The sequence below is a fragment of the Burkholderia sp. Bp9090 genome (assembly GCF_003857985.1).
Lineage (GTDB): Bacteria > Pseudomonadota > Gammaproteobacteria > Burkholderiales > Burkholderiaceae > Burkholderia.
This window is the reverse complement of sequence record NZ_QTPV01000014.1, coordinates 67,399-91,585: the sequence shown is the minus strand read 5'-3', so window position 1 is coordinate 91,585 and position 24,187 is coordinate 67,399. Positions and strand designations below refer to the sequence as shown.

The following is a 24,187-nucleotide window of genomic DNA, read 5'->3' as shown; positions in this document are numbered from 1 at the left end:
GCGCACCACACTCGTTTCCGGATCGCGCAATGCCCGCATTGCCGACGAGACGAGTGTTGATGTCATGGACCACGCCACGTGAGGACAGCATGAAAGACACCAGGCCGGCGCAGCGCACGCCCAGCGCCGCGACAGACGACGTGCGGGCACGCACGGACGGGCACGCCGACGCAGGGCCACGCGCCGCGCATTCGCTCGGGCTGTTCACGCTGGTGATCTTCGGCCTCGCATACATGCTGCCGATGACGGTGTTCACGACCTACGGGATCGTCACGCGCGAAACCAACGGACACCTGACGATCGCGTATGCAGTCACGCTGGTCGCGATGCTGCTGACCGCGCGCAGCTACGGCCACATGGCGCGGCTGATGCCGAGCGCCGGTTCCGCCTATACGTTCGCGAGCCGCAACTTCGGCACCTCGGCCGGCTTCATGGTCGGCTGGGCGCTGCTGATGGACTACCTGTTCATCCCGATGATCAGCTACCTCGCGATCGGCATCTACATGAAACAGCTGTTCCCGGCCGTGCCGGCCAGCGTGTGGATCGTCGCGAGCATCGCGCTGGTCACCGGGCTGAACATCGTCGGCATCCGGCTCGTCAACCGCGTGAACCTGATCCTGATCGCGAGCCAGCTCGTGTTCATCGCGGTCTTCGTCGCGGCGGCCGCGCATGTCGCGAGCGGCGAGGGGCTGGCGCCGACGCTCGCGCTGCCGTCGTCGGGCGACGCACGGGCGATCTTCGCCGGGTCCGCGATCCTGTGCCTGTCGTTCCTCGGTTTCGATGCGGTGTCGACGCTGTCGGAGGAAACGCGCGAGCCGCGCCGCACGGTGCCGCGCGCGATCCTGCTCTGCACGCTCGCGAGCGGCCTGCTGTTCATGCTGATCGCGTATGCGGGACAGGTGGTGTTCCCGGACTGGCATGCGTTCAAGGATCTCGATTCGGCCAGCCTCGAACTGATGCGGCGCATCGGCGGCGGCACGCTGTCGGCGCTGTTCGTCGCGGTCTACGTGGCCGGCTGTTTCGCGAGCGCGATGGCCGGCCAGGCGAGCGTCACGCGCGTGCTGTTCGCGATGGGCCGCGACCGGGTGCTGCCCGAGCGCGTGTTCGGCCACCTGCATGCACGGTTGCGCACGCCGGTGCGCGCGACGCTCGCGGTCGGTGTCGTGTCGCTGTCCGCGCTGTTCATCTCGCTCGATCTCGCGTCGACGATGATCAGCTTCGGCGCGCTCGTCGCGTTCGCGGTCGTGAACCTGTGCGTGATGCGCAGCTATCTCGGCCGCCCGGAACATCGCCGCTTCGCGGGCTGGATCAGGTTCGGCGCGGTGCCGGCGCTCGGCTTCGCGATGAACGTCTGGCTGTGGTCGGGCCTGTCGCGCCAGACCTTCTACGTCGGCATCGGCTGGCTCGCGATCGGGCTGTGCCAGCTGCTGTGGCTCACGCGCGGCTTCACGCGCCCGGCGCCCACGCTGTCGATGAACTGAACGACCGGCCGGCGGCTTCCGGCTGCGGGCCGCCGGTCTCGAATCCCTGAAGGAGGAATGACCCATGAACGGTGTTGACGTCAATCTCGATGCGGACCTGCAGGCGCTCGGCAAGCGCCATCTGCTGATGCACTTCACGCATGCCGATGCGTATCGCGACCACGCGCTGACGGTGTTCGACCGCGGCGAAGGCTGCTGGCTCGTCGATCGCAACGGCAAGCGCTACTTCGACGGGCTCGCCGGGCTGTACTGCGTGCAGGTCGGCTACAGCCACGGCGCGGAGATCGGCGACGCGATCCGCGAGCAGATGGTGCGGCTGCCGTTCGCGACCAACTGGGGCTACGGCCACGAACCGGCGATCCGCCTCGCGCACAAGCTCGCGGCGCTCGCGCCGGACGGCCTGAACCGCGTGTTCTTCACGTCGAGCGGCTCGGAGTCGAACGAATCGGCGATCAAGCTGGTGCGCCAGTATCACCAGGCGCGCGGCGAGCCGCAGCGGCGCAAGTTCATCGCGCGGCGCGTCGCGTATCACGGCACGTCGTTCGGCGCGCTCGCGCTGAACGGGATGACCAACTTCCGCAAGCATTTCGAGCCGCTGATGGCGGGCGTGCGGCACGTGAGCAACACGAAGCGCTACGGGCGGCCGGAAGGCGAGACGGAGGCGCAGTTCACGCGCCATCTGCTCGACGAGATCGAAGCGCTGATCGTCCAGGAAGGGCCGGACACCGTCGCCGCGCTCGTCGTCGAGCCGCTGCAGAACGCGGGCGGCAGCCTGACGCCGCCGGCCGGTTATGCGCAGGGGCTGCGCGCGCTGTGCGACCGGCACGGCGTGCTGCTCGTGGCCGACGAAGTGATCTGCGGGTTCGGCCGGCTCGGCGAATATTTCGGGTCGACGCGTTACGGGCTGAAGCCGGACCTCATCACGTTCGCGAAGGGGATCGCGTCGGGCTACGTGCCGCTCGGCGGCGTGATCGCGAGCGACACGGTGGTCGACACCGTGCTCGCCGGCCCGCAGCAGATGTTCCTGCACGGCGCGACCTACGGCGGCCACCCGGTCGCGTGCACGGCAGCGCTCGCGAACCTGGCGATCATGGAGCGCGAAGGCGTGCTCGCGAACGTCCGCGCCAACGAGGCGGTGTTCCGCGAGACGCTCGACGGCCTGCTCGAGCTGCCGTGTGTCGGCGACGTGCGCGGCGACGGCTACCACTACTCGCTCGAACTCGTGACCGACAAGGCCGCGCGCCGCTGGGCGGCCGGCATCAGCGCGCAGACGTTCGTGTCGACGCTGCTCGCGCCCGCGATCTTCGAAGCCGGGCTGTTGTGCCGCGCGGGCGTCGACCACGAAGGCACGCCGATCGTGCAGTTCTCGCCGCCGCTCGTGATGTCGCGCGACGAGATCGTATGGTTCGTCGCGAAGATCCGCGACATTCTCGCCGACACTTACGCGCGTGCGACGCGCTGAGCGCGGCAGCACCGTTCGTCATTCCAGGAGCCTTCGATGCGAACCTCACAACAGAGCTATATCGCCGGACAGTGGTGCGATCCGGTCGATGCGCGCGCGATCGACGTGATCGATCCGGCGACCGCGAAGCCGTATGCGCGGCTCGCGATCGGCGGGCCGGCGGACGTCGACCGCGCGGTCGGCGCGGCGAAGCAGGCATTCGACGCGTATTCGCGCTGGACGGTCGACGCGCGCGTCGCGCTGCTGCAGCGCGTGCTCGAGATCTACCGGCGCCGCTACGACGAAGTCGCGCGCACGATCAGCCAGGAGATGGGCGCGCCGATCGCGTTCGCGCGCGCGATGCAGGCCGCGGTCGGCACCGCGCATCTCGAACAGACGATCCGCGCGCTGCAGTCATTCCGGTTCAGCACGCAGACCGATTCGCTGCTGGTGTCGCACGAGCCGATCGGTGTGTGCGCGCTGATCACGCCTTGGAACTGGCCGATCAACCAGATCGTCTGCAAGGTCGCGCCGGCGCTCGCGGCGGGCTGCACGATGGTGCTCAAGCCGAGCGAGATCGCGCCGTTCAGCGCGATCCTGTTCGCGGAGATCCTGCACGAAGCCGGCGTGCCGCCGGGCGTGTTCAACCTCGTGCATGGCTACGGGCATGAGGTCGGCGATGCGCTGTCGCGGCATCCGGACGTCGACATGGTGTCGTTTACCGGCTCGACGCGTGCCGGTGTCGAAGTCGCGAAGGCTGCGGCCGATACCGTGAAGCGCGTGCACCAGGAACTCGGCAGCAAGAGTCCGAACCTGATCCTGCCCGATGCCGACATCGAGGATGCCGTCACGCGCGGCGCGCGCAGCTGCTTCAGCAACAGCGGACAGTCGTGCAACGCGCCGACGCGGATGTTCGTGCACGTCGATCAGCTGGCCGCGGCCGAGGCGGCGGCGCGCGATGAGGCTGCGCGCACCGTCGTCGGCGATCCGCGTTCGCCGGAAACGGGCATCGGGCCGGTCGTCAGCCGCACGCAGTTCGACCGCATCCAGCAGCTGATCCGGAGCGGCATCGACGAGGGCGCGACGCTCGTCGCGGGCGGGCCCGGCCGTCCGGACGGGCTCGGCGACGGCTTCTACGTGAAGCCGACGGTGTTCTCGAACGTCACGCCGGACATGACGATCGCGCGCGAGGAGATCTTCGGGCCGGTGCTGTCGATCCTGACCTACCGGACCGAGGATGAAGCCGTGGCGCTCGCGAACGATTCGGTCTACGGGCTCGCGGCTTACGTGCAGACGAAGGATCTCGAGCGCGCCCGCCGCATCGCGGCGCGCTTGCGCGTGGGCAACGTGCACATCAACTATCCGGCGTGGAACCCGGCCGCGCCGTTCGGCGGCTACAAGCGTTCGGGCAACGGACGCGAGTATGCGGAGTTCGGCCTCGTCGAATATCTGGGGACGAAAGGCACGACGGGGTACGCGTGAGCGGCGCTGGCCGACCGTCGCCGGACGGTCGGCTTTTGCCGCGAGCCGGCTTCGCGTGTGCCGACAGTCAGTTGTCCTCGCCATCCGTCGCGGCCGCATCGGCGCCCGGAACGGGCGCGGCGGCCCGCCTGCGGATTTCGGAGTCGAGGATCAAGCGCCCGCGCAGCTTCCCTTTCATTCGTTTCACGTGCTTGGGCGCCTCGGTCATGTGCTCGACCATCAGCGCACGTACGCGCTCGGCATCGCGCGCTCGCGCGGCCAGCAGGATTTCCTTGTGGATCGACACGTTCGCTTCGCCGAAGCGCTTGTGCTCCGCGAGCGGCGTATCGTTCCTGAACTCGATCAGCTGCCGGATCATCTCGTTGATCAGCTCGCAGCTGAAGCGCAGGAAGGGGTTCGGGTTCGCGGCCGCGAGGATGTCGTGGAACGTCGTGTCCTCCTGCCGCTGGCGCAGCATGTGGCCGCGGTCGTGCACGCCCGACGCGCCGTCGCAGCACGCGATGTTCGCCTCCAGCGCCGCGAAGTCGCGCTCGGTCAGGTGCGGCACGGCGCCCGCCGCCAGCTCGGGTTCGAGGAGCTTGCGCACCGTGTAGATGTCGTCGATCGTCACGTCCTTGAAGAACAGGTAGTTCTGCAGAAGTTGCAGCGTGCGGTCGAGCGGCACCTCGACGACCATCCCGCCGCCCGACGGCCCCGTCGTAACCTTGATGAGCCCCTGCACCTCGAGCGACTTCAGCGCCTCGCGGATCGTGCTCTTGCTCACCGCGTACAGCTGCTGCAGTTCCGCCTCGCGCGGCAGGCGGTCGCCCGGTTTCAGATCCTTCTCGGTGATCAGCCGCTTGATCTCCTCGGCGACGAGATCCGCCCGCTTCGGCTGCTTGATTTCGACCGCGAGGCCCGCCCTGGCTCGGTCCATGACCATCTTCAAGACTCCTTTGTCTGACTGCGCGCCACATCGTCGTCGACGATCCGTTCGGGCGCGGGGTACGGAATTTTGCCTGATTGACACCAATTTTGATCAACTCTAGCATCAGGTTCATTCTATTTATAATGATAAATAGGATCAACCGGCAACGCGCATCCTGCAGGGCGTGGATACGGTTTGGGTTTGGCAGTCGGTCGCATCGTGTGTCCCCCTTTATCAGGAGCGTCAACTTGAATCGCCGAGAACTGTTGAAACTGGCCGCGTTGTCGGCCGTGCCGGGCGCGCTCGGCAGCATGTCGTCCCGTGCCGCATTCGCGCAGGGTTCGACCATCCAGCTTGCCTGCCCGGTGCCGATGTCGGGGCCGTTCGCCGCCAATGGCAAGTACGCCGATCTCGGCATGCAGCTCGCCGTCCGGCAATACGGCAAGGTGCTCGGTGCGCCGCTCGCGTATACGGCACTCGACACCGAGGGCAAGCCCGCGACCGCCGTGCGGCGCGTGCAGGAGATCGCGCAGCAGAAGGGGGCCCGCTTTTTCGCGGGCGGCATCCTGTCGTCCGAATCGCTGGCAATGGGCAAGGAAGTCCAGAAGGCGGGCGGCGTGTTCATCACGACGGCGGGCGCGGATGAACTGACCGGCAAGGACTGCAACGATGCGACGTTCCGCTGGTCGGTGCCGACCTTCGGCGCGATCGAGCAGACGGTGCGGCCGTTGCTCCAGATGCTGCCAAAAGCGAAGCGCTGGTACACGATCACGCCGCAATACGTGTTCGGCGAGGGCCTGCTGTCCGCCGCGAAGGCGATCTTCAAGGAGAAAGGCATCGAGCATGTCGGCAACAGCTACCACTCGCTCGCCGAGAAGGAGTTCAGCGGCTACCTGACGAACGCGGCGGCCGCGCAACCCGACGTGCTGCTGATCCTGAACTTCGGCTCGCAATCGTCGGACACGCTGCGCCAGGCCGTCAGCTTCGGGATGAAGCGCAACTGCACGATCCTGCTTGCGTGGGCGTCGGGCCTCGAGCAGTTCGAGGCGCTCGGCCCCGACATCTGCGACGGCGTGTATTTCGGCGCGCAGTACTGGCACGGCATCGATTCGCCGCTGAATCGCGACTTCGTGAAGCGGGCGAACGCCGCGTTCAAGGCGAACCCGAACTACAGCCTCGCGGGTTCGTACATCTGCTCGAAGATCCTGCTCGACGCGATGGTGAAGGCCGGCAGCGCCGATCCGAAGAAGGTCGTCGCGGCGATGGAAGGCATGAAGTACGACGGTCTCACGGGCCCGGAGGAAATCCGCAAGGGCGACCACCAGGTGCTGAAGAACTACTACCTGCTGAAGGGCAAGCCGAAGAGCCGGATGAAGAACGCGGACGACTACGCGGATATCGTCAGCTCGGGGCAATCGTTCCTGTCCGTCGACAAGACGGGGTGCAAGCTCGCGTAACGCGATGCGCGCGTTCGCGGCCGTCGCGCGCCGCGGACGTCCGTTTCACTCCTTTCCGGTACGGAAGCCATGAACGTCTATCTGCTGCAGATCGTCAACGGCATCGGTGTGGGCATGCTGTATTTCCTGCTCGCCGTCGGCCTGTCGATCGTGTTCGGCCTGCTGCGCTTCGTGAACTTCGCTCACGGCGCGTTCTATCTGCTCGGTGCGTACCTTTGCTACCAGGCGCTGCAATGGTCGGCCAACTTCTGGGTTGCGCTCGCGGTCGTGCCGCTCGTCGTCGGCGCGTTCGCGTGGATCGTCGAGAAGCTCGTGCTGCGTCACGTGTATGCGCAACAGCATGAATTCCACATCCTCGCGACCGTCGGGCTCGCGCTCGTGCTGCAGGAGTGCGCGATCCTCGCGTGGGGCCCGCTCGGCGACAACGTGCCGCCGCCCGACGCGCTGAACGGCGTCGTGATCTGGGGCGGCTTCGTCTACCCGAAATACCGGCTGTTCGTGATCGCGTTCACGGCCGTGCTTGCCGGACTGCTGTGGTGGGTGCTCGAAGGCACGCGGCTCGGCAGTACGGTGCGCGCGGGCAGCGAATCGACGGAGATGGTGTCGCTGCTCGGTATCAACGTGACGCGCGTGTTCAGCCTCGTATTCGCGCTCGGCGCGGCCACCGCCGCGCTCGCCGGCGTGCTCGCGGCACCGATCCGCGGCGTCGATCCGTTCATGGGCATCGAGGCGCTCGGCGTCGCGTTCGTGGTGGTCGTCGTCGGCGGGATGGGGAATTTTCTCGGGGCGCTCGTCGGCGGGCTGCTGGTCGGCATCGTGCAGAGCCTGATGAGCACGCTGTGGCCGGAAGGCGCGCGCTTGATGATCTACGTCGCGATGGCGGCCGTGCTGCTGCTGCGTCCGAACGGATTGCTGGGGAGGGCTGCATGATCGAATCGTCGAAACCGCTGCCGCCCGCGGCGGCAGCCTCGCCGCGCGCGCGGCCGTGGCACGGCGCGCTGCGGCGGCCGGAGGGCTGGCTCGCGGTGGCCGTCGCGTGCGTGCTGCCGCTGGCGCTGAGCTCGGGCTCGCTCGCGACCGAAGTGCTGGTGTTCGCGCTCGCCGCGCTCGGTTGCAACCTGTTGCTCGGCTATACGGGGCTGCTGTCGTTCGGGCAGGGCATCTTCTTCGGGCTCGGCAGTTATGCGGCGGGGCTGGTCCTGACGCACGGCGTCGGGTCGGTGACGGTTGCGCTCGTCGCGGCCGCCGTGCTCGGCGCCGCCGCGGCCGCGCTCGTCGGCTGGTTCTCGATCCGGCAGCGCGGCACTTACTTCGTGATGCTGACGCTCGCGTTCGGGCAGCTGTTCTACTTCCTCGCGTATACGACGCCGGATGTGACGGGCGGCGACAACGGGCTGCTCGACATCCCGCGCCCCGCGCTCGCCGCATTCGGGCATCCGCTCGTCCCGCTCGATTCGCCGTGGCGCTACTACGGCTTCGTCGCGGTGCTGTTTGTCGCGGTGTTCTGGCTGCTGCTGCGCGTATCGCGCTCGGTGTTCGGCCGGACGCTGCTCGCGATTCGCGACAACGAGGCACGCGCGGCGGCGGCCGGCTACGACGTGCAGCGCTTCAAGCTCGCGGCGTTCGTGATATCGGGCGCGGTCACGGGCCTCGCGGGGGCGCTGCACGCGCTGATGACGGGCATCGCGCCGCTGTCGAACATCGACTATCACACGAGCGAGATGATCCTCGTGATGACGGTGATCGGCGGCACGGGCAACCTGTTCGCGTCGGTGCTCGGCGCGGCATTCTACGTGCTGTTCGCGGATTGGCTATCGACGCTGTGGCCGCGCTGGCTGCTGCTGCTCGGCCTCGTGCTGATCGCGGTCAGCCTGTTCATGCAGCGCGGATTGTGGGGGCTCGGCGAACGCGTCGCGGCATCGCTGCGGCGCGCCGATCGTACTGCGGCTACGGCCAGGGAGCGGCAATGAGCGAAGCGATTCTCGAAGCGCGCGGCATCGTCAAGCGCTACGGCAAGTTCACGGCGCTGGGCGGCGTCGATCTGCGGATCATGCCGCGCACCGTGCATTCGGTGATCGGCCCGAATGGTGCCGGCAAGACGACGCTGTTCCATACGCTGACCGGCACGCTGCCGATCACGTCGGGCTCGATCCTGTTCGATGGTCACGACGTGTCGCGCGAACCCGATCACAAGCGCGTGCGGCGCGGCATCGCACGCTCGTTCCAGGTGACGAGCCTGTTTCCGAACCTGAGCGTGCGCGAGAACCTGCGCGTCGCCGCGCAGGGCGTCGAATCGCGGCGCGCGTTGAATCCGTGGACACCGCCGCGCGGCGCACTCGCGCATGGCGGCATCGTCGACGAGGTGCTCGAGCGGCTCGGCCTGCAGCGCTTCGCCGACACGGCGGCCGGCGTGCTGTCGCACGGCCAGCAGCGCCGGCTCGAGGTCGGGATGGCGCTGGCGGCGCGGCCGCGCGCCATCTTCCTCGACGAGCCGACGTCGGGCATGGGCATCGACGACCTCGACGACATGAAGGCGCTGATCCGCGGCTTGCGCGACGACTACACGGTCGTGCTGATCGAACACAACATGGGAATCGTGATGGACATCTCGGACACGATCACGGTGATGCAGCAGGGGCGCGTGCTGGTCGAAGGCAAGCCCGATGCGATTCGCGGCGACGCGCGCGTACGCAGCGCGTATCTCGGCAACATGATCACCGGAGGCCGCGCATGATGCTCGACGTGAAGGAGGTTCACGCCTGCTACGGCAAGAGCCACGTGCTGCAGGGCATTTCGCTGAACGTGAACGAAGGCGAGACGGTGACGCTGCTCGGCCGCAACGGCGCGGGCAAATCGACCACGCTCAAGGCGATCGCGGGTGTCGTCGCGCCGACCGGCGGGACGGTGACGTTCGCCGGCCGGCCGGTGTCCGGGCAGCCCGCGCACCGGATTGCCGCGTGCGGCCTGTGCTTCGTGCCCGAGCATCGCGGCATTTTCCGGCTGCTGTCGGTCGAGGAAAACTTGCGGCTCGGCGCGCGCCGCGATTCGCCGTGGCAACTCGACGATATCTACCGGATCTTCCCGCGCCTGAAGGAGCGCCGCCGCAACGGCGGCGCGCAGTTGTCGGGCGGCGAGCAGCAGATGCTCGCGATCGGCCGCGCGCTGATGAACCACCCGCGGCTCCTGATGCTCGACGAGCCGGTCGAAGGGCTCGCACCGGTGATCGTCGAGGAGATCGTCGCGCAGCTGAAGCAGATCAAGGCGGCCGGCGTCGCGATCCTGCTCGTCGAACAGAACCTCGAAGTGTGCACGCAGCTTGCGGACCGCCACTTCGTGATCGAACAGGGCGTGATCGTCTACGAAGGCAGCAACGCGGCGTTCGCGGCCGATCACGAGGTGAAGGACCGTTACCTGGGTGTCGGCGTCGCGTAAGCGCCGGGCCCGTTCATTGCGAGGAATTCCACCGATGCAAGTTCTGGATTCGACACAGGGCGCCACGGCGTCCGGCCTGCGCGTCGACGGCGCGCGGCTGTGGGACAGCCTGATGCGTCTCGCGCGAATCGGCGCGACCGACAAGGGAGGCGTGTGCCGCCTCGCGCTCACCGAACTCGATCGCGAGGCGCGCGACCTGTTCGTCGCGTGGGCGAAGGAAATCGGCTGCACGGTACGCATCGATGCGATCGGCAACATTTTCGCGCGACGTGCGGGCGAACGCGACGACCTGCCGCCCGTGACGACGGGCAGCCATATCGACACGCAGCCGACCGGCGGCAAGTTCGACGGCAACTACGGCGTGCTCGCCGGCCTCGAAGTGCTGCGCACGCTCGACGACGCGGGCGTGCGCACGCGTGCGCCGCTCGAGGTCGCCGTGTGGACCAACGAGGAAGGCTCGCGCTTCGTGCCCGTGATGATGGGCTCCGGCGTGTTCGCGGGTGCGTTCACGCTCGACCACGCGCTCGCGCAACGCGATCGCGACGGCACATCGGTGGGCGATGCGCTGGCCGCGATCGGCTATGCGGGCGACGCGAACGGTGTGCATCCGGTCGGCGCGTATTTCGAAGCGCATATCGAGCAGGGGCCGGTGCTGGAGGCGCACGACACGACGATCGGCGTGGTCGAGGGCGCGCTCGGGCAGCGCTGGTACGACGTGACCGTACACGGGATGGAGGCGCATGCGGGACCCACGCCGATGGAACTGCGGCGCGACGCGCTGCTGGTCGCGGCCGATCTCGTGCGCGCGGTGAACGGCATCGCGCGTGCGCACCCGCCGCACGGGCGCGGCACGGTCGGCTGGGTCGACGTCCATCCGAATTCGCGCAACGTGATTCCGGGCCGCGTGACGCTGACCGTCGACTTGCGCGCGGCCGACGATGCGACGCTGGCGGCGATGGATGCGGAACTGCGCGCGGCCTGCGCCGATCTAGGGGCGGTGGCCGACATGCGGATCGACGTCGAGCAGGTCGTGTATTTCGCTCCGCAGCCGTTCGACGCGGCACTCGTCGAGCGGGTGCGCGCGGGCGCCGGTGCGCTCGGGCTGTCGTCGATGAACGTGATCAGCGGCGCGGGTCACGACGCGGTGTATCTCGCACGCGTCGCGCCCACCGCGATGATCTTCGTGCCGTGCAAGGACGGGATCAGCCACAACGAAATCGAGGACGCCGATCCCGCCCACCTCGAAGCGGGTTGCAACGTGCTGCTGCATGCGATGCTCGGCGCGGCGGGCGTGGCGGAGGGCGCCACGCGATGAAGATCCTGATCGCCCGGATGAACCACGAAACCAATACGTTCTCGCCGGTGCCGACGCCGCTCGCCGCGTTCGGCCGCAACGGCCCCGACTGGGGTGACGACGCGTATCGCGCGAATCGCGGGATGCGCACCGCGATGGCCGCGTTCATCGATGCGGCGGCTCGCGCAGGCGCGGAGATCGTCACGCCGGTGTCGGCGGCCGCGAACCCGAGCGGGCCGGTCGCCGCCGACGCGTATGCGGCGATCTGCGACGCGATCGTCGCGGCCGCGCCCGGCTGCGACGCGGTGATGCTCGACCTGCACGGCGCGATGGTCGCCGAGCAGAGCGCGGACGGCGAGGGCGACCTGCTCGCGCGCGTGCGCGCCGCGCTGCCCGATGCGCCGATCGCGGTCGCGCTCGACCTGCACGCGAACGTCACGCAGAAGATGATCGACCATGCGGACGTAATCGTCAGTTTCAAGACCTATCCGCACGTCGACATGTACGAGACGGGCGAGCACGCGGCGCGTGTGCTGCTCGACCGGCTGCACGGCCGCGCTCGGCCCGTGCTCGCGTGGCGGCAGCCGCCGCTGATGACGTCGACGCTGCGCAGCGCGAGCGCCGAAGGCGCGATGCGGCGCGCGGTGGAGGCCGCGCGTGCGGCCGAAGCCGACGGGATGCTGGCGGTATCGGTGCTGCCCGGCTTCTCGCTCGCGGACATTCCCGCGCCGTGCATCAGCATCGTCGTGGTCGCCGATGGCGACCACGCGGCGGCCGATGCGGTGGCCGAGCGCATCGCCCGGCAGATCTGGGACGCACGCGACGCGTTCGTCTACCGCAGCGCGCCGCTCGCCGAATCGGTCGCGCAGGCCGCGGCGCTGGCGCGCGGTGCGGACCGTCCGGTGCTGATGCTCGATCACGGCGACAACTGCATGTCGGGCGGCCCGTGCGACACGATGGACCTGCTGGAGGAAGCGCTCGCGCAGGGGCTCGACGGGATCGTCAGCGGGCCGCTGTGCGACCCGGATGCAGTCGCGGCGCTGATCGACGCGGGCGTCGGCGCGACCGTGACCGTGCCGGTCGGCAACCGGATGCCGTCGCACGGCGGCGCGCGGCGCGCGCCGTTTCGGGCGACGGGCATCGTGCGCGCGATCACCGACGGCGAATACGTGATTACCGGGCCGACGTATACGGGCCAGCGCGCATACATGGGCCGCGCGGCGGTGCTCGATATCGGCGACGCGACGCTGGTCGTCACCGAGCGCACGCAGGAGCCGTGGGATCTCGGCGTGTTCGAGAGCGTCGGCATCGATCCGCGCCGGGCGCGATTCCTGCTGCTGAAGTCGCGGATGTACTGCCGGCCGGTGTTCGTGCCGATCGCGGCCGCGCTCGTCGAGTGCGACAGCCGCGGCGTGACCGGATCGGATTACGGGCTGTTCCGCTACGAGCGGCTCGCGCGACCCGTGTATCCGCTCGACGACGTCGATCGGTGGGACAGCGCGGACGTACGCACGACCTGAGCGGCGGGCGCGAGACGCCGGTTTCGCGCGCTTTCGTGCATCATGCGGTGGCATCGACCCGTCGAGCAGCAGGGTCGTGCCAGTCCTTGCATCCGCAACCGATCCGGAGAACCGACCGCCATGCATTCGAATCGCTTTCGCCTTCGTCGCGCCCGCCTGCTCGCCGCGCTGACGCTCGCTACCACCACCGTCACCGCCGTCACCGCGCACGCGGCCGACTGGATCGTGTCCGGCAACGACGGCAAGTATCAGCGCGTCGAAGGGCGCGACACCTATCTCGCGTCGCCGCCCGCCGACACGCTGACGTTGCTCGACGCGAGCGTGTTTCCGCCGAAGGTCGCGCTGCAGGTCGACGTCGAGAACGGCATCCAGGGCCCGCCGCAGGCCGTCGCGATCGCACCCGACGCGAAGCTCGCGCTGGTCGGCGCGCCGACGCGCTACGACCAGACCGCGAAACAGCTCGTGTTCGACACGTTTGTGCAGGTCGTGAACCTCGCCGCGTCGCCGCCGGCGATCACGCGCATCGAACTCGGCACGCACCCGCAGGGGATCGCGATCGACCGGTCGGGCCGGCTCGCGCTGGCGGCGAACCTCGACGGCAGCGTGTCGATCCTGCGGATCGACGGAACGCAGGTGACGCTCGACGGCAACCTGAAGATCGGCAAGAAGCGGCTCGCCGGGATCAGCTTCACGCACGACGGCAAGCATGCACTCGTGTCGCTGCGCGACGAGCAGGGCATCGCGGTGCTGAACGTCGACGACGGCAAGGTGACCGACAGCGGCACGCGGCTGAGCACGGGCGTCGCGCCCTACACGATCGACGTGTCGAGCGACAATCGCTGGGCCGTCGTCAGCAACGTCGGGCTCGCGGGGCTGCCGGGCTATACGGGCACGCTCGCGGGCGATGCCGATTCGGTCGCGCTGATCGACGTGTCGCGCACGCCGTTCCGCACGGTCCAGTACCTGACGGTGCCGTCGCTGCCGGAAGGCGTCGCGATCTCGCCGGACGGAAAGTGGATCGCCGTGCAGGCGATGGACGGCTCGAACCTGACGCCCGACAACCCGGGCCGCCACAAGCTCGGCAAGGTGGTGCTGTTCGAGATCCGCAACGGCCGTGCGGTGCAGACGAGTGAAGTGCCGGGCGGCGAAGCCGCGCAGGGCATCGTGTTTACCGCCGACAGCCGGCACGTGATCGTGCAGTTCAACGTCGAGCGGCAGCTCGCGCTGTATGCGGTGGAGGGCGGCAAGCTGCGCGATACGGGCAAGCGCATCGCGCTCACGGGTGGGCCGTCGTCGTTGCGGACGTTGCCGCGGTGATGGGTTGAAGCGTTCGACGGGCTGGCCGACGCGTGCGGCGCGCCGGTCCGGGATGCCGGCATCTTGCGCCGGGCCGTGGCCCGCCGGTCGGCGTTTTTCAGTGCGGCGGCGAAGCGCGTCCGCCGCTGCCGCGCGCGCCGCCGTCGTTACGGACGCAGCAGGTCGAATCCGCCGAACACGACCACGCCGCTGAGCGCAATCATCGCGACCGAATGCTGGCCGAAATAGAGAATCGCGGCCGCGAGCCACGTGGTCAGGCAGAAGGCGCCGATGCGGGCCATCGTGAATTCCTCGAAATGCGTGATGAAGGGGGGCGTGCCGAAGTCGGCGCGTCGCATGTCGATGCGGGCGCGGGGCTCGCGTTGCGACGGCGCCGGACGGCATCGCGTATCGGGCCCGACCGGGCGGGCACCGACGCGGGGTAGCCCGCGCGGCCTTGCCGGAAGCAGCCGGTGTGCTGCGGCAGCAGGCCAGCCGGCGATTTTACCAGCGTCGACGGCCGGCTAATCTGGCCCCTTCGCGACGATCGGCGGTACGCGTACGGCGCGGGCATCTCGGGGCATCTCAGGGCAGCTGGAAAGGCGGGGCTCAAGTTTCATCCGACGAATACCGTAAACCGGTTGCAAGGTATCCCCTGTTCAACCGACTCGAGTCACACACTCACTACGGACCGACACGATGCAGATCGACCCTTCTTCCGCCGCGCAGACCTCGCCCGCCACCGGCAACGCGACCGCCAACCAGTCCGGCACCGGTGCCGCGTCGACGGCGACGTCCGCCGCGTCGTCGCCGGCGGGTGGTGCCGCGCAGTCGGACGGCGCGGGGCAGACGCCGGGCGCGTCGGGATCCTCGGCCGAGGATCCCGCGGTCAAGCAGTTGAAGCAACTCATCGAGCGCCTGCAGAAACAGCTTGCGCAACTGCAGCAGCAGATGGCGGCGGCCGCGCAGCGCGCGAAGCACGATCCGGCCGCGGCACTCGAGCAGCAGACGCTGGGCGCGGAAGCCAGCACGATCTCCGCCGCGTTGTCGACGGCGATCGCACAGCTTGCGCAGGCGATCCAGAAGTCGGGCGGCTCGACGTCCGGCGCGCTGGTGTCGACGCAGGCCTGAAGGCACGGCGCCGCGCCGTCGCGCACCGCAGCGCGCGGACGCGTCGCGGCACGCCATCGCGCGCATTACAATCGCAAGCTCGTCTCCCTCGCAAGGACGGCAGAACGATGAACGCGGAATTCGCCGACGACGACCTCGTCCGCTTCGACGCGCAAGGCGGCGCGCCGCTGCCGGCGGCCGACGCCGAAGGATGGCTGGACCACGACGGCGCGCGCATCTGGCACGCGTCGTTCGGCCACGGCCCGCCCGTCGTGCTGCTGCACGGCGGCCTCGGCCACGGCGGCAACTGGGGCAACCAGGTGCCGGCGCTGCTCGCGGCCGGCTACCGCGCGATCGTGATCGACAGCCGCGGCCACGGCCGCAGCACGCGTGACGATCGCCCCTATTCCTACGAACGCATGGCCTCCGACGTGCTGGCGGTGCTCGATGCGCTGCGCATCGGGCGCGCACGCTTCGTCGGCTGGAGCGATGGCGCGTGCGTGTCGCTCGTGCTGGCCGCCCGCGCGCCGGCGCGTGCGGCGGGCGTGTTCTTCTTCGCGTGCAACATGGATCCGGGCGGCACGAAGGAGATGATGCCGAGCCCGCTGATCGACCGCTGCTTCGCGCGGCACCGCAAGGACTACGTGCGGCTGTCCGCGACGCCGGACCGTTTCGACGCGTTCGTTGCCGCCGTCAGCGAAATGATGCGCACGCAACCGGATTACAGCGCGGCCGACCTCGCGGCGATCGCCGTGCCGGTCGCGATCGTGCAGGGCGAGCACGACGAGTTCATCCGCCCCGACCATGCGGCGTATCTCGCGAGCACGATTCCGGACGCAACGCTGACGATCCTGCCGGGCGTGAGCCACTTCGCGCCGCTGCAGCGGCCGGCGCGCTTCAATGCCGCGATGCTGGCGTTTCTCGACCGCTTGCCGGACTGACATGCGCGGGACCGGTTCACGCGCCGCATAAGATTTTCTTTAGGCTCGCGCAACATATCGTCGATTGTCGGTTGGCGGCCGGCAGCGGATAGTCCTGCTTCGACGGGACGGCTGGCGCGGCGTCCGCGCGGCGCGACCAAATCCGTTGTTCATGCAACCATCTGAAAATCGAAGGAACCGCACCCATGCGATTCAACGCGATCCGCATCGCCGCGACCCTGTTCGTCGCCGCATGCGCCGCCACCACGGCCGGCCGCGCGGCCGCTGCCACGCAGGACGAGATTCACGACACCGTAACCCGCCACGTCGCACCGCTGATGAAGCAGTTCGCCATTCCCGGCATGGCGATCGGCATCGTCGCCGACGGCAAGCCTTATGTGTTCGACTACGGCGTGATGTCGACGCAAACCGGCCAGCCGGTGACCGGCGACACGCTGTTCGAGATCGGCTCCGTCAGCAAGACGCTGACCGCGACGCTCGCATCCGACGCGCAGGAGGGCGGCGAGCTGTCGCTCACGGATCCGGCCGGCAAGTATCTGCCCGCGCTGCGGGGCAAGCCGTTCGGCCGCGTGACGCTGCTCGAGCTCGGCACGCATACGCCCGGCGGGATGCCGCTGCAGGTGCCCGACAGCATCCGCGACGACGCGGGCCTGATGCGCTATCTCGACGCGTGGCGCCCCGCGTACGAGCCGGGCACGCGGCGCACCTATTCGAACGTGGCGATCGGGATGCTCGGGCAGCTCACCGCGATGGCGATGAACCGCGACTTCGCGGGGCTGATGGAACAGCGGCTGTTTCCCGCGCTCGGGATGGCGCACACCTACATCAACGTGCCCGCCGCGCGCCAGGCCGACTATGCGCAGGGTTATACGCAGGACGGCAAGCCGATCCGGATGACGGGCGGCATGCTGTGGCAGCCGGCGTACGGCGTCAGGACGACGGCGGCCGACCTGCTGCGCTTCGTGCAGGCGAACATGGGGCTCGTCGAAACGGCGCCGCGGTTGCAGCGTGCGCTCGAACGCACGCACACCGGCTATTTCCACGCGGGGCCGTTCACGCAGGACCTGATCTGGGAACAGTATCCGTATCCGGTCGCATTGCCGACGCTGCTCGCGGGGAATGCGCCGCCGATGCTCCACGACGCGACGCCCGCGACCGAACTCAAGCCGCCGCTCGCACCGCGCCCGGACGCGTGGATCAACAAGACGGGGTCGACCAACGGCTTCAGTACCTATGTCGCGTTCGTGCCCGCGAAGCGGCTCGCGATCGTGATGCTCGCGAACCGCAGCTTCCCGATCGAGGATCGTGTGAAGACTGCGTACCGGATCGTCGAGTCGCTGGGCGGCAAGCCGTAATCAGCGTCGGCACGAGCAGTAGTTGCAGCGTACGGCGGTGGACGATCAGAACCCGATGTTCGGATGGCTATCGCTCGAGGTCGAAGAGCGCCGTGCCGCGATCCTGTCGCCCGACGGACGCTCCTTTGAGCCAGCGCACGACGGAGCGACAGCGCACGCGACGTACCCAGATCGGGCGGATCGATGCCGAGTTGCTCGCCGAGATGCGCCGTCCACCATTGGCTCAGCGACCGAACCCCTTCCGATGGGCCTGTTCCGTGCTTTGTGGTATACGTCTGAGCTTATGTTGTGCGCTGGGGCGCGGCAGTTCAAATTTGATGCGCCCCCTTTTCCGAGGGCGCACGGGCGGCCCAGCGGCATTTCGCGCCCGGATCAACGGATAAAAAGCAATGCAGAACACGGCACAAGCCCTGAGAGACCTTGCGCTGGGGCCGCAGCACAACCGGCAAGTGCAAATCAACTTTCCGGACGATAACGCGCCTTGCAGAATCTTGCTGCCGAACGCATTCGAGGCGGTTGAAGCGCTATCAAAGGATTTCGCGTACAAGATCGAAATCCTGTCGGACAACGACCAGCTCGCGCCGAAGGATTTCATCGGTAAGCGCGTGACGGCCAGCATGGCATGTGGCGACGGCAGCCAGCGCTAATTCAACGGTTATATTTTTGCATTCCGACACATTCGCACGGACGGCGGCTGGGTTTTCTATGAGGCGCACGTCGGCCCATGGCTGCGCTATCTGAAGTACAGCCAGCACAATCGCCTGTTCCTCGATCAGAACCTGCACGACCAGACTGCGACGATCTTCCAGGACTACGGCGCGTTGCCCGAATGGGATTGGCAGGTCGGCGAAGACGATCCGCGTATGACGATGGCCTGTCAGTTCGACGAAGACGATCACAATTACGTGCATCGGCGCTGGGAACACGCCGGCTATCTGTACTGGTACGAGCACACCGCCACGTCGCACAAGCTGACCGTCTCCGATCCGACACGCTGCGCGCATTGCGCCCTGGCTATCTGTACACGTACGACGAGAAGCGGAAGAAGCTGGCCGCCTATATGGTTCTCGACGACGGGATCATCTGGAATTTCCCGCCGGACGTGACGCCGCCGCCGGGCGACGCGGAGAACGCGCTTACCCAAGGCTGCGCGATGAACGGAGACTTGGCTTTCGAATCGTTTGGCCGTTGTGTGAGCGTTGAACACACGCCCGGAAGTGACGAGGCGGCCAACCTCTGGATTGGCTGGTCGAGTGTGCGATGGACCAAGGACCTCGTACACAACAAAATCAATGACGCCGCTTGGCGCAAGCAGCATATGCAGTGCATCAGCGTTCCCGCGATGCTGGCCGGGGGCGCGACCGATACGGGCGAATTTCAGGCCACCCAGAGCAAGATCGCGCATTTCGCGATGGACGCTCAGGCGATGAAGTCGGCGTTTGGCTTTAGCAACCGCGCGCCCAAGGACGAGATTCGCTTACGTCAGCGCAACGTCGCCAAACGAATCGGCGATGCGATGGCCGAGTCGCCCAACAAGAAAGGTTTTGTGGTCGCGGTCAACGACCCTGTCGGCCTCACTAACGATCTCGCGGAACTGACGGTTCCCAACCTGAACAACGGTTTCGACGAACAGGTGTATTGGAAGTGGACATCGGCACAACTGCTCGAACGTGCTGAAGCGGGAATCCGAGCGAATGCGAAGGCCGTTACGGGACTGACCTATGGAACCTCGAAAACCATCGCGGACGCCAATGCAGTCAATATGAAGGTCGGCGCACCAATTGCACCGGATGCGATTGGTTTTTTCCACGTGATGCGCTCCTGGATTAGAACGGGAAGTCTTGAGCAGGCAATGAAGGAAGAGGATCGAAAGACCGAGAACGTTCCCGCAACGCAGGAAGATGCGGCGAACGAGGCTTGGGAGGACGCAGCATTCAAGGTCGGTCCCGATGGGAAGCGAACCAGCGTGCTCGATGAAGAGGCGTTGAAACGCTTCCCGCAGGAGTATCAGCAAGCGCTCGAAGCCTTCAAGTCGAAGTGGCAACCGCTAGTGCAAGCGCACGCGGATTGGCTCAAGTCGCAATTGCTCGCTGAATGGATGGCTGGTGTTCACGATTCGCAAGATCTTCGGAGCGGCTACGCGTACAGTGAATCGTGCGCACAGGCTATTGGCGCTGCTGTCGGTACCGAGGCTTGCAAGAAAGTGCTCGATGACTGGTTGAACGGTCAAGCTTCGAATATCCGCAATCTGTACGTGCGTGCCCTGATGTTCAATCAGGACACGCTGATGAAAGCGGCGGATGCACAGGTGCACGGTTCTGATATCCAGTATGAGAACTTCCTGAACCTCTACAAGGAAGCGTTCAAAAAGATTGAAAAACTCGGTAACGCGGCCGACCTGCGCGATCGACTCATCGTGACGACCGCCAATCAGATCGTCGGCGTACTCACGAAGGCAACGCGGGGGGCCGCGCTCGGCTTCGTGACCATTCGTTTGGCGATACAGTCAGGTGTTCGACTCAAACCGTCACAAGTCAGCAAGCTTGCCATTCGCGACTGGGCTTTACAGCAAGCCCGGGAGTTGGGCGTCAAACTGGACGGCAACCGGACCGAACAGCGCGCGTCGGCGACCCAAGTCGGGAAGCAGGTTCTGAGGACGGCACCACCGAGTGATCCGAATATCGTCGCCTACGAGATGGACGTCGACGCTCTGGTCCGGGACGGGAAGTTGGAGGCCAGCGCGATCAAGGCCGTTAAAGTTCCGGGAGTGGACTCAGCTAAGAAGTGGCTCAATTCGTCGACCGAGTTCAATTTGGGCGTCGTGACTGTAATCTTCCAGATGACCACGCTCACGTTTGCCACCCTAGATTGGAAGGACCGAGATCAGTTCAATCAGACCGAAACCACTCTGAAGGGCATTGGTGCTGTTGTTGCGATCGTCGGCACTCTCGTCGAATACTCGTCGGAGACCGTAGTGAAAACACCGGCTCATCCTTTGTCAGCATATCTCATGAAAGCGTGGGGCGTCTCCAAGGGAGGCGCTGAGGCGGGGGTAAAGTTTGGCCGTGGACTCGGCGCGGCCGCAGGCATCTTCTTGGCTGGGTATGACATTTTCAAGAACGCGCCTGAGGCTTTCCAAAATCACGAGAAGAAATTGGGATGGCTCTATATCGGCAGTGGAAGTCTTGGCGCGTACGTTGCTATTGCCGCACTTTTCAGTTGGCCCCTATTCTGGCCGGCCCTGATTTTGTCGATTCTGATAGCAATTGCGATTGCAATTTTCAAGGCGTCAGCCCTCAAGGATTGGGTCTCACGTTGCAAATTCAGCAAGGGGGAGCACTACGACTCCCTTGAGGCGGAACTCAAGGCATTTAGCGCGGCGGTGGGAGGCTGACATATGGACGAACGCGTCATGAAGAAGTGCATCGGCAAGCCGATACCAAAGTGGGATCTAGCACATCGCTTGCCGATCGATCGATTTGTCGGTCCGGATGTTCAGGATTGCGGGGCAACATTCAGCATTAACTCGATCTTTATGGATGTGATCGAGCCTTCCTTTCTCGAAAAACAATGGTTTGTCACTGGCGTAGTGTTCGCCTTCCTGTGTATAGGGATCGGGCCATATGTCTATTGGCTCACTCATATTCGCTACCCATACGCGGCTGATTCACTGGGCGATGTTTTTGCGGTATGCATTTCTCTAGGATTTGGTTTCATAGTCTGGAAACTTGGGCGCGGCCTGTTCTTTGGTCTCCGCCACCGCCCGATCCGCTTCCATCGCGAAGCCCGCAAGCTTTTCGCGATTCGCGCGCGGCGCTTTTTCGCGAAACCCGGCGAGGGTGACATCGTTTGGCAAGCACCGTGGACGGAAGATTCGATCTTTTGCCTGCACCGCGAAGACACGTCCTTCGGAACGATCTTCCACATTCGGCACTATACGGTCGACGACCACGGCAATGTCACTCGCGTGTTCTCGATCGGTCGGGAATGGACCGGCAAGCGGCAGGTCGAAATGGCGCTCGCGCAGTGGAACTATTGGTGCGCGTACATGAATGACGGCCCGAACGGCTTGCCCAAGCCGATGCTGTTTCACACGCAGCATGAGACGCCGCGCGAGTCGTTCCTGTTTTCGTTGTATAGCTTTGGGATGCGTGCGCCGGTCTTCATACGTCTGTTGATGATGCCGCTGATTCTGGTTTTCACCGTCATGCGAATCCTTGCGAATGCAACGTGCCGCGATCCCGTCTGGCCTGCCGCGATCGAGCAAATCTCCGCGATCGCTCCCGACGATCTTTACGCGGAACCCCGCTCCGGAACGCCTGTCGGATGGGGGGACACCGTGCTGGCCCAGCAGCGCGGCGAGTACCCGGATGATCCGAAAGCACGGGTCGAAGACTGGGCGGGAGAACCCGATGGCGGAACGTATGCAGCAACTTGGCTCGAGAACCCTGATGCCGACATGATGCACGCGGCGACCCGCAGCTAACGATGAATGATGAAGAGGGTTTCCGGCATGATAGAGAGGCGAATCGTAGCGACACTAGCCACTACGCTTGCGTTGTTCGTTGGATGCACACCAAGTGCGTTCGCAAAATACGATGCTGCGGAAAAAGCGGTTCGGGCAGCACTGTCCGATGACCAGGACGTCGAGTTTTCCGACTTATATGAAAGCACTCCCGATTTGCGTGGGATAAGTCAAACGCCGAACGACAAGCACACGTTCATTTGCGGTTACGCCACCTACAAAAAACAGGATGGCAAACCAGTTCGAGTACGCTTTATCTATGTGGTCCATTCGGATGATCCGTCTCTCGCCGACTATGGCCCACTCAACCTGGAGAAGCCTGAGTTGAATTACGGCATTCGTGATGAAAGCAGTGGAGGCAGGTATGCGACCGCGTTCGAATTCTCCGGGTGGAATCGCGTTTGCGCCAATGCTCAGCATCCGAAAACTTTTAGCGGAGTCGCTCCGAAGAGCGACGGTTGACCTGGATGCGGTACCGATCGGGTCTCGCTAGTTCAACAGCATGGCAATGCAAACGATACGGAAAGGATGATGAAGGATGAAAACGGACGAGGCGTGATCCGCCTGCACGACAAAACGACCCACGGCGGCGAAGTCATCACCGCGAGCGACGATCTGACAGCGCTTGGTGTTCCGGTTGCGCTGAAGGATCACCTGACATGGTGTCCGAAGTGCGGCGGGCAGTTCAGGATCATTCCGCAAAACAGCACGCGCAACCATCACGGTACGCCAGTCGCCTTTCACGACGATTTGACGGAGTGCGGGGCGCGACTGATTTCGTCGCTTGAATAGAGGTATCGCGCATGAGCGGTTCGGTAGGTCGGGTGGAGAAAGTAACTTTGACGGGTGCGTCGTCCCGCAATCCCGTTTTGATATCCGAGGCCCAGCGTCAAGCGCTGCGCGCCGACATTCGTCAACGGCTCGTGACTGCGCTGATGCGCTCGGGCGACGCCGTCACCGATCCGAAGCTCGCTCGCTTGCCCGGACCGGTTCGCTATCGGGTCACGGGTGCGCTCGCCGCGTGGGACGCGCTGCGAGCTGAAACAGATTGCGTGGCGTCGCCGACCCTAACCGAGATGCTGCGGTCGCACGGCATCCTTCGTTTGACGCGCTATTTCGATCGGTTCACACGGGACCTCTTGCCGCACGGCGCTGACGGCCGCCCGGCCGACGTACTCGCCGGGGTCGCTCAATACAGCGCCGTGTGGCTGGCATTCGAGGTACGCAAAGGAGCTTTTTACGAGCCGACCCCACCGCTGCACCGTCTGCTCGACGCCACCTATATCGCGGAGGATGTGCCGATCGGCATGCTCAAGATGCCGACCGATACGCTGTGCATCATTCCCGAACCTACCCGCTGGAAACAGGCTGGCGACATCGAGGCGATCGCGATTTTCAAGAACGACCGGTCGATCGGGTTTGCGACATGGCTAATGGCCGGTGGTCCCGATGATGGTGCGACGATGGATTCGATTACGCTTCCGCTGGAAGACCCCGACAAGACGATCCGTGAGTTGGTGGACGACTTGTTCCAGCGGCCTGCGGCTGACGGAATGCCCGATCCGCCTGCCGCTCAGCGGTTCTGGCGCGACGCCCTGGACTATGCGATCAAGATGTTGTTGTACCTCAACGTACGCGATGCACAGGTCGTCGATGATCGCGCTTATTCGAACGCGCCGCGACACTTTCCCGGGCTCGGCAAGCGCAAGCGCACGGAACGGCTCGCCGAAATCGAACAACTCTACGATCGCCACGTCGTCGGCCCCGCGATTCTCGACGCCGAGGCGGCCGGATCAGTCCCATCGGACAGCGTACAGCGCGAAGTAAGCGGCCACTGGCGGCGGCCGCACTTCCGGATGCAGCCATACGGCCCACAAGCGGCATTGCGCAAACTCATCTTCGTCGGCCCAACGCTCGTGCGTCCCGATCGACTGGGGCTGTAGCTG

The 24,187-nt window shown here is 65.9% G+C and carries 23 protein-coding genes; 21 read left to right on the top strand and 2 right to left on the bottom strand.

Annotated elements, in window-relative coordinates:
* Window positions 1–89: 89 nt before the first annotated feature.
* From DIE16_RS15705 to DIE16_RS15695, 3 genes are all read left to right on the top strand, one after another.
* Complete coding sequence (locus DIE16_RS15705; protein WP_124892658.1) at window positions 90–1,481, top strand: APC family permease; 1,392 nt, start codon at window positions 90–92, stop codon at window positions 1,479–1,481.
* 64 nt (window positions 1,482–1,545) lie between these two features.
* Entirely contained in the window at window positions 1,546–2,943 is a 1,398-nt protein-coding gene (locus tag DIE16_RS15700) for an aspartate aminotransferase family protein (protein WP_124646393.1), read from the top strand.
* 36 nt (window positions 2,944–2,979) lie between these two features.
* The gene (locus tag DIE16_RS15695) at window positions 2,980–4,404 is read left to right on the top strand and encodes an aldehyde dehydrogenase family protein (protein WP_124892657.1); all 1,425 of its coding nucleotides are present in this window, start codon (window positions 2,980–2,982) and stop codon (window positions 4,402–4,404) included.
* 67 nt (window positions 4,405–4,471) lie between these two features.
* Here DIE16_RS15695 and DIE16_RS15690 read toward each other — a convergent pair whose 3' ends face one another.
* The gene (locus tag DIE16_RS15690) at window positions 4,472–5,326 is read right to left on the bottom strand and encodes a FadR/GntR family transcriptional regulator (RefSeq protein WP_124892656.1); all 855 of its coding nucleotides are present in this window, start codon (window positions 5,324–5,326) and stop codon (window positions 4,472–4,474) included.
* A 233-nt stretch (window positions 5,327–5,559) separates the two neighbouring features.
* On the opposite strand from DIE16_RS15690, the gene DIE16_RS15685 reads away from it, so the two are divergent.
* The 8 genes from DIE16_RS15685 to DIE16_RS15650 all read left to right on the top strand — a co-directional run bounded on the left by DIE16_RS15685 (window position 5,560) and on the right by DIE16_RS15650 (window position 14,331).
* Window positions 5,560–6,768, top strand: a complete 1,209-nt coding sequence (locus DIE16_RS15685) for an ABC transporter substrate-binding protein (RefSeq protein ID WP_124488055.1) — start codon at window positions 5,560–5,562, stop codon at window positions 6,766–6,768.
* Between the two features lie 69 nt (window positions 6,769–6,837).
* Window positions 6,838–7,698 carry a branched-chain amino acid ABC transporter permease gene (locus DIE16_RS15680; protein ID WP_124521209.1) on the top strand — a complete coding sequence of 287 codons (861 nt, stop codon included), beginning with the start codon at window positions 6,838–6,840 and terminating at the stop codon, window positions 7,696–7,698.
* On the top strand, window positions 7,695–8,738 hold the full coding sequence (locus DIE16_RS15675; protein ID WP_124892655.1) for a branched-chain amino acid ABC transporter permease: 1,044 nt from the start codon (window positions 7,695–7,697) through the stop codon (window positions 8,736–8,738). Before DIE16_RS15680 ends, DIE16_RS15675 begins: the two co-directional genes overlap by 4 nt.
* Window positions 8,735–9,502: an ABC transporter ATP-binding protein gene (locus tag DIE16_RS15670; RefSeq protein ID WP_044847065.1), complete on the top strand. Its 768-nt coding sequence runs from the start codon at window positions 8,735–8,737 to the stop codon at window positions 9,500–9,502. The genes DIE16_RS15675 and DIE16_RS15670 overlap by 4 nt, the downstream gene beginning before the upstream one ends.
* Window positions 9,499–10,200 carry an ABC transporter ATP-binding protein gene (locus DIE16_RS15665; RefSeq protein WP_044847066.1) on the top strand — a complete coding sequence of 234 codons (702 nt, stop codon included), beginning with the start codon at window positions 9,499–9,501 and terminating at the stop codon, window positions 10,198–10,200. Before DIE16_RS15670 ends, DIE16_RS15665 begins: the two co-directional genes overlap by 4 nt.
* A gap of 34 nt (window positions 10,201–10,234) precedes the next feature.
* A complete protein-coding gene (locus DIE16_RS15660) occupies window positions 10,235–11,515 on the top strand; it encodes a Zn-dependent hydrolase (RefSeq protein ID WP_124892654.1) in 1,281 nt (426 codons plus the stop codon).
* A complete protein-coding gene (locus tag DIE16_RS15655) occupies window positions 11,512–13,014 on the top strand; it encodes a M81 family metallopeptidase (protein WP_124892653.1) in 1,503 nt (500 codons plus the stop codon). Before DIE16_RS15660 ends, DIE16_RS15655 begins: the two co-directional genes overlap by 4 nt.
* 120 nt (window positions 13,015–13,134) lie before the next feature.
* Window positions 13,135–14,331 (top strand): beta-propeller fold lactonase family protein, encoded by a 1,197-nt coding sequence (locus DIE16_RS15650; protein WP_124892652.1) that lies wholly within the window; start codon window positions 13,135–13,137, stop codon window positions 14,329–14,331.
* A 146-nt stretch (window positions 14,332–14,477) separates the two neighbouring features.
* On the opposite strand, the gene DIE16_RS15645 is transcribed toward DIE16_RS15650, so the two are convergent.
* A complete protein-coding gene (locus tag DIE16_RS15645) occupies window positions 14,478–14,669 on the bottom strand; it encodes a hypothetical protein (RefSeq protein ID WP_185735474.1) in 192 nt (63 codons plus the stop codon).
* A gap of 340 nt (window positions 14,670–15,009) precedes the next feature.
* Between DIE16_RS15645 and DIE16_RS15640 the strand changes: the two genes are divergently transcribed.
* The 10 genes from DIE16_RS15640 to DIE16_RS15600 all read left to right on the top strand — a co-directional run bounded on the left by DIE16_RS15640 (window position 15,010) and on the right by DIE16_RS15600 (window position 24,184).
* A complete protein-coding gene (locus tag DIE16_RS15640; RefSeq protein ID WP_124892650.1) occupies window positions 15,010–15,441 on the top strand; it encodes a hypothetical protein in 432 nt (143 codons plus the stop codon).
* Between the two features lie 107 nt (window positions 15,442–15,548).
* Complete coding sequence (locus DIE16_RS15635; RefSeq protein WP_124892648.1) at window positions 15,549–16,361, top strand: alpha/beta fold hydrolase; 813 nt, start codon at window positions 15,549–15,551, stop codon at window positions 16,359–16,361.
* A 185-nt stretch (window positions 16,362–16,546) separates the two neighbouring features.
* On the top strand, window positions 16,547–17,716 hold the full coding sequence (gene ampC / locus DIE16_RS15630; protein ID WP_124892646.1) for a class C beta-lactamase: 1,170 nt from the start codon (window positions 16,547–16,549) through the stop codon (window positions 17,714–17,716).
* Between the two features lie 389 nt (window positions 17,717–18,105).
* Complete coding sequence (locus DIE16_RS37100; protein ID WP_260434394.1) at window positions 18,106–18,363, top strand: hypothetical protein; 258 nt, start codon at window positions 18,106–18,108, stop codon at window positions 18,361–18,363.
* Window positions 18,364–18,375: 12 nt separating this feature from the next.
* The gene (locus DIE16_RS37095; RefSeq protein WP_260434398.1) at window positions 18,376–18,822 is read left to right on the top strand and encodes a contractile injection system protein, VgrG/Pvc8 family; all 447 of its coding nucleotides are present in this window, start codon (window positions 18,376–18,378) and stop codon (window positions 18,820–18,822) included.
* Window positions 18,720–21,110, top strand: a complete 2,391-nt coding sequence (locus tag DIE16_RS15620) for a T6SS effector BTH_I2691 family protein (RefSeq protein WP_311769723.1) — start codon at window positions 18,720–18,722, stop codon at window positions 21,108–21,110. The genes DIE16_RS37095 and DIE16_RS15620 overlap by 103 nt, the downstream gene beginning before the upstream one ends.
* Window positions 21,111–21,113: 3 nt before the next feature.
* Window positions 21,114–22,202 carry a DUF6708 domain-containing protein gene (locus DIE16_RS15615; RefSeq protein ID WP_124892644.1) on the top strand — a complete coding sequence of 363 codons (1,089 nt, stop codon included), beginning with the start codon at window positions 21,114–21,116 and terminating at the stop codon, window positions 22,200–22,202.
* 9 nt (window positions 22,203–22,211) lie between these two features.
* Complete coding sequence (locus DIE16_RS15610) at window positions 22,212–22,703, top strand: hypothetical protein (protein ID WP_124892642.1); 492 nt, start codon at window positions 22,212–22,214, stop codon at window positions 22,701–22,703.
* A gap of 69 nt (window positions 22,704–22,772) precedes the next feature.
* A complete protein-coding gene (locus DIE16_RS15605) occupies window positions 22,773–23,033 on the top strand; it encodes a PAAR domain-containing protein (RefSeq protein WP_069220720.1) in 261 nt (86 codons plus the stop codon).
* An 11-nt stretch (window positions 23,034–23,044) separates the two neighbouring features.
* The gene (locus tag DIE16_RS15600; RefSeq protein WP_124892640.1) at window positions 23,045–24,184 is read left to right on the top strand and encodes a hypothetical protein; all 1,140 of its coding nucleotides are present in this window, start codon (window positions 23,045–23,047) and stop codon (window positions 24,182–24,184) included.
* The last annotated feature ends 3 nt before the right edge of the window (window positions 24,185–24,187 follow it).

What these genes read in the sequence shown, in the direction of transcription:
- DIE16_RS15695 (WP_124892657.1), top strand. Translation starts at nt 2,980, where the DNA reads ATGCGAACCTCACAACAGAGCTATATCGCCGGACAGTGGTGCGATCCG.
- DIE16_RS15690 (WP_124892656.1), bottom strand. Translation starts at nt 5,326, where the DNA reads ATGGTCATGGACCGAGCCAGGGCGGGCCTCGCGGTCGAAATCAAGCAG.
- ampC (WP_124892646.1), top strand. Translation starts at nt 16,547, where the DNA reads ATGCGATTCAACGCGATCCGCATCGCCGCGACCCTGTTCGTCGCCGCA.
- DIE16_RS15660 (WP_124892654.1), top strand. Translation starts at nt 10,235, where the DNA reads ATGCAAGTTCTGGATTCGACACAGGGCGCCACGGCGTCCGGCCTGCGC.
- DIE16_RS37100 (WP_260434394.1), top strand. Translation starts at nt 18,106, where the DNA reads ATGCAGAACACGGCACAAGCCCTGAGAGACCTTGCGCTGGGGCCGCAG.
- DIE16_RS15635 (WP_124892648.1), top strand. Translation starts at nt 15,549, where the DNA reads ATGAACGCGGAATTCGCCGACGACGACCTCGTCCGCTTCGACGCGCAA.
- DIE16_RS15645 (WP_185735474.1), bottom strand. Translation starts at nt 14,669, where the DNA reads ATGCGACGCGCCGACTTCGGCACGCCCCCCTTCATCACGCATTTCGAG.
- DIE16_RS15680 (WP_124521209.1), top strand. Translation starts at nt 6,838, where the DNA reads ATGAACGTCTATCTGCTGCAGATCGTCAACGGCATCGGTGTGGGCATG.
- DIE16_RS15665 (WP_044847066.1), top strand. Translation starts at nt 9,499, where the DNA reads ATGATGCTCGACGTGAAGGAGGTTCACGCCTGCTACGGCAAGAGCCAC.
- DIE16_RS15655 (WP_124892653.1), top strand. Translation starts at nt 11,512, where the DNA reads ATGAAGATCCTGATCGCCCGGATGAACCACGAAACCAATACGTTCTCG.
- DIE16_RS15700 (WP_124646393.1), top strand. Translation starts at nt 1,546, where the DNA reads ATGAACGGTGTTGACGTCAATCTCGATGCGGACCTGCAGGCGCTCGGC.
- DIE16_RS15675 (WP_124892655.1), top strand. Translation starts at nt 7,695, where the DNA reads ATGATCGAATCGTCGAAACCGCTGCCGCCCGCGGCGGCAGCCTCGCCG.
- DIE16_RS15610 (WP_124892642.1), top strand. Translation starts at nt 22,212, where the DNA reads ATGAAGAGGGTTTCCGGCATGATAGAGAGGCGAATCGTAGCGACACTA.
- DIE16_RS15650 (WP_124892652.1), top strand. Translation starts at nt 13,135, where the DNA reads ATGCATTCGAATCGCTTTCGCCTTCGTCGCGCCCGCCTGCTCGCCGCG.
- DIE16_RS15600 (WP_124892640.1), top strand. Translation starts at nt 23,045, where the DNA reads ATGAGCGGTTCGGTAGGTCGGGTGGAGAAAGTAACTTTGACGGGTGCG.
- DIE16_RS15640 (WP_124892650.1), top strand. Translation starts at nt 15,010, where the DNA reads ATGCAGATCGACCCTTCTTCCGCCGCGCAGACCTCGCCCGCCACCGGC.
- DIE16_RS15705 (WP_124892658.1), top strand. Translation starts at nt 90, where the DNA reads ATGAAAGACACCAGGCCGGCGCAGCGCACGCCCAGCGCCGCGACAGAC.
- DIE16_RS15615 (WP_124892644.1), top strand. Translation starts at nt 21,114, where the DNA reads ATGGACGAACGCGTCATGAAGAAGTGCATCGGCAAGCCGATACCAAAG.
- DIE16_RS15605 (WP_069220720.1), top strand. Translation starts at nt 22,773, where the DNA reads ATGAAGGATGAAAACGGACGAGGCGTGATCCGCCTGCACGACAAAACG.
- DIE16_RS15670 (WP_044847065.1), top strand. Translation starts at nt 8,735, where the DNA reads ATGAGCGAAGCGATTCTCGAAGCGCGCGGCATCGTCAAGCGCTACGGC.